This window comes from Chryseobacterium sp. MYb7, from assembly GCF_002979455.1.
In the GTDB taxonomy this organism is placed as follows: Bacteria; Bacteroidota; Bacteroidia; order Flavobacteriales; family Weeksellaceae; genus Chryseobacterium.
This window is the reverse complement of record NZ_PCOU01000019.1, coordinates 97,987-106,411: the sequence shown is the minus strand read 5'-3', so window position 1 is coordinate 106,411 and position 8,425 is coordinate 97,987. Positions and strand designations below refer to the sequence as shown.

7 protein-coding genes are annotated in these 8,425 nt (G+C 33.2%); 2 read left to right on the top strand and 5 right to left on the bottom strand.

Going from position 1 to position 8,425, the window contains the following annotated elements; all coding sequences use genetic code 11:
• Positions 1 to 80: 80 nt before the first annotated feature.
• The 5 genes from CQ046_RS15575 to gyrB all read right to left on the bottom strand — a co-directional run bounded on the left by CQ046_RS15575 (position 81) and on the right by gyrB (position 5,844).
• Complete coding sequence (locus tag CQ046_RS15575; protein WP_105703161.1) at positions 81 to 404, bottom strand: helix-turn-helix domain-containing protein; 324 nt, start codon at positions 402 to 404, stop codon at positions 81 to 83.
• A 17-nt stretch (positions 405 to 421) separates the two neighbouring features.
• A complete protein-coding gene (locus CQ046_RS15570) occupies positions 422 to 847 on the bottom strand; it encodes a transposase (RefSeq protein ID WP_105703160.1) in 426 nt (141 codons plus the stop codon).
• 1,012 nt (positions 848 to 1,859) lie between these two features.
• Positions 1,860 to 2,891, bottom strand: a complete 1,032-nt coding sequence (locus CQ046_RS15565) for a tetratricopeptide repeat protein (RefSeq protein ID WP_105703159.1) — start codon at positions 2,889 to 2,891, stop codon at positions 1,860 to 1,862.
• 513 nt (positions 2,892 to 3,404) lie between these two features.
• Positions 3,405 to 3,827, bottom strand: coding sequence for a DUF5684 domain-containing protein (locus CQ046_RS15560; protein ID WP_105703158.1), 423 nt, complete (start codon positions 3,825 to 3,827; stop codon positions 3,405 to 3,407).
• 82 nt (positions 3,828 to 3,909) lie between these two features.
• Complete coding sequence (gyrB, locus tag CQ046_RS15555) at positions 3,910 to 5,844, bottom strand: DNA topoisomerase (ATP-hydrolyzing) subunit B (RefSeq protein WP_105703157.1); 1,935 nt, start codon at positions 5,842 to 5,844, stop codon at positions 3,910 to 3,912.
• A gap of 233 nt (positions 5,845 to 6,077) precedes the next feature.
• Between gyrB and CQ046_RS15550 the strand changes: the two genes are divergently transcribed.
• The gene (locus CQ046_RS15550) at positions 6,078 to 7,421 is read left to right on the top strand and encodes a cytochrome ubiquinol oxidase subunit I (RefSeq protein WP_105703156.1); all 1,344 of its coding nucleotides are present in this window, start codon (positions 6,078 to 6,080) and stop codon (positions 7,419 to 7,421) included.
• Positions 7,418 to 8,422 carry a cytochrome d ubiquinol oxidase subunit II gene (locus CQ046_RS15545; protein WP_105703155.1) on the top strand — a complete coding sequence of 335 codons (1,005 nt, stop codon included), beginning with the start codon at positions 7,418 to 7,420 and terminating at the stop codon, positions 8,420 to 8,422. Before CQ046_RS15550 ends, CQ046_RS15545 begins: the two co-directional genes overlap by 4 nt.
• Positions 8,423 to 8,425: the final 3 nt, after the last annotated feature.

The following is an 8,425-nucleotide window of genomic DNA, read 5'->3' as shown; positions in this document are numbered from 1 at the left end:
TTAGCGACTCTAATTTCCTAATCCCTTTTTTTATTTCAAATAAAAAATATAATTTTTGAAAAAGTCAAGATGACTTCTATTTAAACAAATCTCTTTTTCCAACTTGCAACTGTATTTCTGCTTATTTTAAAATGTCGGGCAAGTTCAGTATTGTTACACTTATGTCTTTTTTGGTAATCCAGTATTTTCAGGATAGATTCCTGATCAAAGGAGTGAAGTTTCTGATTAAATATAAAAGTATCTTCATCTTCTTTTCCCAAAAGCATCTTGCTACAGGTCATCACATCGAGTAATGAAAAGTCTTTTTTAGAAAATATAATTTTAAATGCCTCTTTTTTCTCTGGGTATTTTTCATTAATAAGATCTGTATAGATCTTTTTATAATCCGGGATACATTTTGTCATATCATTTGTTGTTTTTCTTATTCATTATATTTTACTAACCAATTATACAATGTATTTCTAGGTATCTTATATTTTGTAATCACTTCTGATTTGGTCATTTCTCCTTTTTTAATTTTTTCCAATACAAATTCTACAATTTCTTTAGTATAAAGATTTTTCCGAAAAGCAGGAAGTGAGCTATCTACTTTTTTCTTTTGTACATATTCCATGGAAGACTGAGGTGCGTATAAAATCAAATGCTGAGAATAGAGTCTAAAGAAGTCATATTCAAGAAGTTTTGACCAACGCAATAATACTTCTGTATCTAAAGAAGGTGAAGAATACATTTCGAGTACTTCCTTTTCTGTACAATTAAAAAAATTACATATACGGCTTATATCTATCTCATTTTTGCTCACACTATCTTTAATGAGTGATCCAATATTCAGATTTTTCAGATTCATAGATTTAGATTATGTATGGTTTATTTCTAAAACCAACTGATTAATAATTACTTTCTTTCATTTGTTAGAAAAAGCAACAAGACAAATTTTAATGGAGGGAATGAAAAAATCTACTTGTCTTATTGCTTTTCATTAATGTGTTTTTAAAATTTTTTCACCTAATTCAATATATAATTGGATGAACTACTTTATAAGATTCTGAACTTACTAGTAACAATTATATAATGTCACATATTACAGGTTTAGAAACAAAGGGAACCTGTAATATAAATTAAGCCTTGCCTGATTTTCTTTGTTTTTTTATTTATTAAAATTTGAAAAAGTTAAAAAGTAAGATAGGATAGATTTTTCATATCTTTTCAGCCACAGAAGGCATTAAAATTCAATAGGCTATGTATTTATCAGTAAAGCCAATTGATCTTCCGTATTCTTGGATAATTAAATGCTCTACATCCGGATTAACAACATGCTTACTAATCATCTATAGAATTCTCACAGAATTTTTAGTTTAACCCCTACTTATTCGAAAATTAATGAATGCATATTGTAACTGCTTTTTTTCAACTTTTGTAAATTTTAAGGTCACAAAGCAAAAAAAAATAAAAAAAAAATCCAAAAAAACAGATAACACAAATATACAACACCTTAAATAACACACTGGAATACAAAGCATTAAACTTAAAAACTAAGAATTAACCATTCATTTATTAAGGTTCTTAGAAAAGGAAATATTTAATCATTTACAAAGAAAACATTTCTTTATTTCAATGTTTTTATAAAAAATATGAATATAACACGTAATTTCTTTATGATTTAATCTTCTCATAAGTTAAAAATTCCTATTTGGAATATAAAAAGACTTCATTTCTGAAGTCTATAATGTTTTACTTACAATTAATTATTTGGAATCTAATTATCATTGCCTACTTATTTAAACAAATTATTTTTTCCAACTCGCAATTGTATTTTTGAAAACATTTCGAGTACTTCTTTTTCTGTACAATTTAAAAAATTACATATACGGCTTATATATCTCATTTTTGCTCACGCTATCTTTAATTTTTCGGATAGATACATCTTTCATTAATTTATCCACTGAGGCTATGCTATCACTTGGTTTAGTATATTTAGCCAGATACTCCAGTTCTTTTTCTTTGTTTCCTAAATGATTATAGGAAGTTTCCATACTCTTATATGCGAGTTTTAAAATAACAGGCTGATTAACTTTCTTAGAAATGGCTATTAATGTTTCCAGGTAACTAATTGTCTGCTGATAATTTTTCTGCTTAGATGAAGCAAGAGCTAATCCGTTTAACGCAACACATTCATTATAGTAGTTTTTATCAATTCTAGCCAGATCTAGAGATATATTCAAGTAATGATAAGCAGAATCAAACATTTTTTTTTCAATATAAACAACCCCCAAATCTGAATAGGCTTCACCCAAAGAATTATTACGGGTTTGAATATTTTTAATTTTTGAAAATTCGATTAATGCTTTCTTAGTATAGTTAAAAAAATCTGGAATCCTATTTTTAGTATTACTATAATAAGCAATGTCACCTTTAGCCCGGTATAAATCTCCTCTTGTCTGATAAAAATCATCAGGTTCAGATATTTTATCGGCAATAGAAAAGGCTCTGGTTATCATTTCCTGTGCCTCTTTATCAAATCCCAACACAATATGATAAGTGATCGCAGCAATTCTTAATCCTGTGCAAATACTTTTATAATCATTTATATTCGAAGCCTCGTCTTCAATTTGTTGAGCATATTGAATAGCCTTTTCATAATTACCCGTATTAAAATAATATTCAGAAAGAATAATCCTGCTTCTTACCATCCCTTTAGGATAATTTGCTTTTTGAGAAATTTTGTAGTTTCTGTTACTTAATGCAATGATATTATTCTCATTTTTTTCAGTATGTGCTCTTTCAGCAATACAACTAATTAAACTATCTATCTGTTTTACAGTATATTGCTGCGCATTATATAATGAAAAGTTCATCACCAAAAAGATCATAATGAGGATTTTTTTTTTCATATTAAATTTAAAATTGAATAATTACCAATCTTAACAAAAACACATATAAATTAAATAAATAGTTAAAATATACATATAAATAAATATATTTAACAAAAATAATAAATTAAAAATTAATTATTATCAATTTTTAATTTTAAAATAAATGCTACAATTATTTTTTTAACCGCTATAGAATTAGGAATATTAGCCCATTAGAAAAAGGCTCATGATATACTATATTTAGTATCACAATAACTCTTTTTTTATCACTTGTGTTTTAGTTATTTTGTGGCACAAAATGAGAATAATACAATTTCGAAACAAAAAAACTGACTACAACAAATATACAACACAAAACATAATCAATTAAAAATGAGATAATTAATTGTATATTTTTTTTCACATATAAATATTTAACAGTTTATGAAGATATTTTATTTAGAACTTAACATCATCCAGGAGTCCATATTTCCCAATTAGAAATAAAAAAAGACCTCATTTCTGAGGTCTTTAATTTTTTTAATCTTGTTTTTAATCATTTGGAACCAGCTTACTATCATACTGATCACTTCCAAGCCCCAATACAGGAATAAAAATAAATCCTAAGAAGAAGATCAGAATAGTGTAAAGGGGTGTTTCTTTGGAGAATCCTTTGGCCAGTCTGTCATATACAACCCAGAAGGCATAAATGTTTACCAATGGAATACAGAAAAGAATAATCCACCATATCGGTTTCTTCACAATTTCAAGCAGAACTATTGAATTGTAAATCGGGATAAAAGCAGCCCAGGCATCTTGTCTTCCTGCTTTCTGAAAGATTTTGTACATGCAGTATCCATAGAAAATATAGCATAGTAAGCCGAAGAACATTGTTCCGATTCCTAATCCGGCTGCGGCGGCGCCAGACACGGCATCCGTCCCATTGTAAGGGTCTGTTTGTAAAAGAGTTAACATATTATTGTTTTTTTGGTTTCTCCAAATATAAAAAAAGCTTCTAAATAATTAGAAGCTTTTTTTATTATATTTTTAAAAACGTTTATGCATCAATTTTTGCATATTTCGCATTTTTCTCGATAAATTCTCTTCTCGGCGGAACCTCATCTCCCATTAACATTGAGAAAACGCTGTCTGCCTCCACTGCATTATCAATGGTTACCTGCTTCAGAATTCTGTGTTCAGGGTTCAGAGTTGTTTCCCAAAGCTGTTCAGGGTTCATTTCCCCAAGACCTTTATAACGTTGTACTTCTACTCCTTTTCCATCCGGAGACATTTCTAAAGTAAACTCTTCACGTTCTTTTTCATTGTACGCATATACTTTTTTATTCCCTCTCTTTAACAGGTACAAAGGAGGTTGAGCGATATAGATATATCCGTTCTCAATAAGCTCTTTCATATATCTGAAGAAGAAAGTAAGAATCAGAGTAGAGATGTGAGAACCATCGATATCAGCATCGGTCATAATCACAATTTTATGATATCTAAGCTTCGCCATATTCAAAGCTTTGCTGTCTTCTTCAGTACCTACCGATACTCCAAGGGCAGTATAGATATTTCTGATTTCCTCGTTGTCATATACTTTATGAAGCATAGATTTCTCTACGTTCAAAATTTTACCTCTTAACGGAAGAATAGCCTGGAAGTGTCTGTCTCTTCCCTGTTTTGCTGTTCCACCTGCGGAATCTCCCTCTACAAGGAATAGTTCAGATTCAGCCGGATCTTTGGATGAACAATCAGAAAGTTTCCCGGGAAGACCAGAACCTCCCATTGGAGATTTTCTCTGAACCATTTCACGCGCTTTTTTCGCAGCCTGTCTTGCCTTAGCAGCTAAAACAACTTTTTGAACGATTACCTTCGCTTCATTAGGGTTCTCTTCCAGGAAGTTCGTAAGCATTTCCCCTACAATTTTATCAACAGCACCAGAAACTTCGGAGTTTCCTAATTTTGTTTTGGTCTGTCCTTCAAACTGAGGTTCCATTACTTTTACAGAAATTACAGCTGTTAATCCTTCACGGAAGTCATCACCGGTAATTTCTACTTTTTCTTTTGCAGGAAGTCCTAATTCGTCTGCATACTTCTTTAAAGTTCTTGTTAAAGCTCTTCTGAAACCAGCAAGGTGAGTACCTCCTTCGTGGGTATTAATATTATTAACATAAGAGTGAAGATTTTCGTTGAATGACGTATTATAACGCATCGCCACCTCAACAGGAATATCATCTCTTTCGCCTTCCATGAAAATCACGTGCTCCATGATAGATTCACGGCTACCATCGATATAAGCAACAAATTCTTTCAATCCTCCCTGAGAATGAAAAATTTCTGAACGGAAAGAACCATCTTCCAGTTTTTCTCTTTCATCAGTAAGCGTAATTGTAATTCCTTTATTAAGGTAAGAAAGTTCTCTTAAACGGCTTGCTAATGTATCATAGTTGTAAATCAGTTCCGTAAAAATGGTATCATCCGGCTGGAAAAACTGCTTTGTTCCTCTTTTATCACTATGTCCGATCTCTTCAACCTGAGTCTGTGCTTTTCCTTTAGAATAGATTTGTTGATAAACATTCCCATCTCTGTAAACAGTAGTAACCATTTCATTGGAAAGTGCATTCACACATGATACCCCAACTCCGTGAAGACCTCCTGAAACTTTGTAAGAATCTTTATCAAACTTACCTCCGGCTCCAATTTTTGTCATTACAACTTCAAGGGCTGATTTCTGCTCTTTTTCGTGGAAATCAACCGGGATACCTCTACCGTTATCACTTACTTCAATTCCGTTTCCTTCCTTGATGCTAACGAAGATTGTGTCGCAGTATCCTGCCAATGCCTCGTCAATAGAGTTATCTACTACTTCATAAACCAAATGGTGAAGACCTCTTGTTCCTACATCACCAATGTACATTGAAGGACGCATACGAACGTGCTCCATTCCTTCCAATGCCTGAATACTACTAGCTGTATATTGTTTTTGACTCATATTAAATATTAAAAATCTTGCTCTATGCAAAGACTTACAAATATCGTGATTTTTTTCGAGGTATGAAAGTTAAAAAGTGTCAAAAAAATGTAGAGTTTTCTTATTGAAAACATAAGGAACAGCAATTCATAAAAGAATCAAAATTAATTGGTATTCCTGAAATATCAACTGTTGTAAATCATACTCAACATCAATAATTTATGCGTAAATTTATTTACTGAAAAGTTGATATTATGGATGATTTTATTGCTGCCCGTGCCCAGATGGCACTTTCTTTGGGCTTTCATATCATATTCTCCTGTGTGGGTATGGTGATGCCTTTTCTCATGGCTTTTGCCCATTGGAAATACCTAAAAACTAAAAATGAAGTATATAAAGGGCTTACAAAAGCATGGAGCAAGGGTGTAGCCATCCTTTTTGCTACAGGAGCTGTTTCAGGAACAATGCTTTCTTTTGAACTGGGGCTTTTATGGCCTGGTTTTATGAAACATGCAGGTCCTATTTTCGGAATGCCGTTTTCACTTGAAGGAACTGCCTTTTTCATTGAGGCTATTGCTATTGGTTTCTTTTTATATGGATGGGATAAATTCAACAAATGGTTTCACTGGTTTTGCGGATTCCTGGTTGGGGTAAGCGGGCTGGCCTCCGGAATTCTGGTAGTGGCAGCCAACTCATGGATGAATTCTCCAACGGGTTTTGATTATATCAATGGACAGTATCTTAATATAGATCCTATTAAAGCAATGCTCAATGATGCATGGTTTCCGCAGGCTCTTCACATGACTGTTGCGGCATTTTGTGCGACAGGATTTGCGGTGGCCGGAGTGCATGCCTTTATGATTATTCGAAAAAGGAATATTGAATTTCATACCAAAGCTTTTAGAATTGCGGTAGGTTTTGCTCTTATCGGAGCATTTGGAGCGCCTTTAAGCGGTGATATTGCTGCAAAATCGGTAGCAGAACGCCAGCCTATTAAACTGGCAGCCATGGAAGCTCATTTTGAAACCGAAAAAGGAGCTTCATTTATTATTGGGGGAATTCCTGATGAAGAAAAAGAAGAGGTAAAATATGCTGTAAAAATTCCGAAGGTTTTAAGTTTTCTGGTGAGTAATGATTTCAATGCTGAAGTAAAAGGTCTTAAAGATTTCCCGAGAGATGAATGGCCTCCGATTGCAGTTGTTCATTATGCTTTTCAGATCATGATTTTCTTCGGAATGGTCATGATTGGTATTGGAGTCATTTATTTATATTCTTTCTTCTTCAGAAAGGAATGGCTGAGTAAAAACTGGCTGTTAAAAACGTTCTTAATAGCAACACCATTCGGATATATTGCGTTGGAAGCCGGATGGACAGTGACCGAAGTCGGAAGACAGCCATGGATCATTTATGGCGTTATGAGAACAATAGATGCCGTGACTCCCATGCCGGGAATACAGTATTCTTTCTACTTCTTTACGGCTATTTTCATCTCATTATCATTGATTCTTGTTTTCCTTTTAAAGAGACAGATCCAAATGGTACCAAAGCTTTACGATCCTACCGATTCTCAGTTTAACGATAAAAACAAAAAATCATGATCTACGTTGTAATAGGTTTTCTCTGGCTATCCATATGCCTTTATATTATTCTGGGAGGTGCTGATTTCGGAGCTGGAATTGTAGAACTTTTCACGCATAAAAAAGCCAGAAATAAGACCCAGGAAATCATGTATGAGTCTATTGCTCCCGTTTGGGAAGCCAATCATATGTGGCTGATCATTGCGATTGTAATTCTCTTTGTAGGTTTTCCTGAAATTTATACTACCATGTCTACTTATCTTCATATTCCTTTGGTATTGATGCTTCTGGGAATTATTGCAAGAGGAACAGCATTTACGTTCAGACATTATGATGCGGTAAAGGATAACTGGCAGGTTTTATATACTCAGATTTTCTACTATGCAAGTCTTTTGACTCCTTTCTTTTTGGGATTAATTGCTGCTGCAACCGTTTCACATTCTATCAATCCTGATGCTGTAGGATTTCTGGATTTGTATGTATTCAGCTGGCTGAACTGGTTTGGAGTTTCCGTAGGTTTATTTACAGTAGCACTTTGTGCTTACCTTGCTTCTATATTTTCATTAAGAGAAACCCGTGATAAAGCTGATCTTTTATTAATGATCAGAAAATCCAAGCAGACCATGATCTTTGTAGTAATTACAGGAATTTTGGTATTTGCGACCGCTTATATTTCAGATATTCCTCTTTTGATGTGGGTATTTTCTAAGCCTTTGGGGATGATGTCCATAGCCTTTGCTACAGTTGCATTATTGCTTATTTTAAGAGCATTAAACCGCCAAAAACTTCTTCCTGTACGTGCTTTGGCAGGATTCCAGATGGTGATGATTCTGGTAGCCGCAACGTATCAGCATAATCCGGATATTATTTTATTAGGAAACGGACAGCATCTTTCATTGCTGGAACATATGGCTCCTGAAAAGACTATTGCGGCATTGGGATGGGCATTGATGCTGGGTTCATTATTTATTCTTCCGTTTTTATTTTATCTGATGGCTTCTTTCAGTAAGTTGAGAAAATAGATG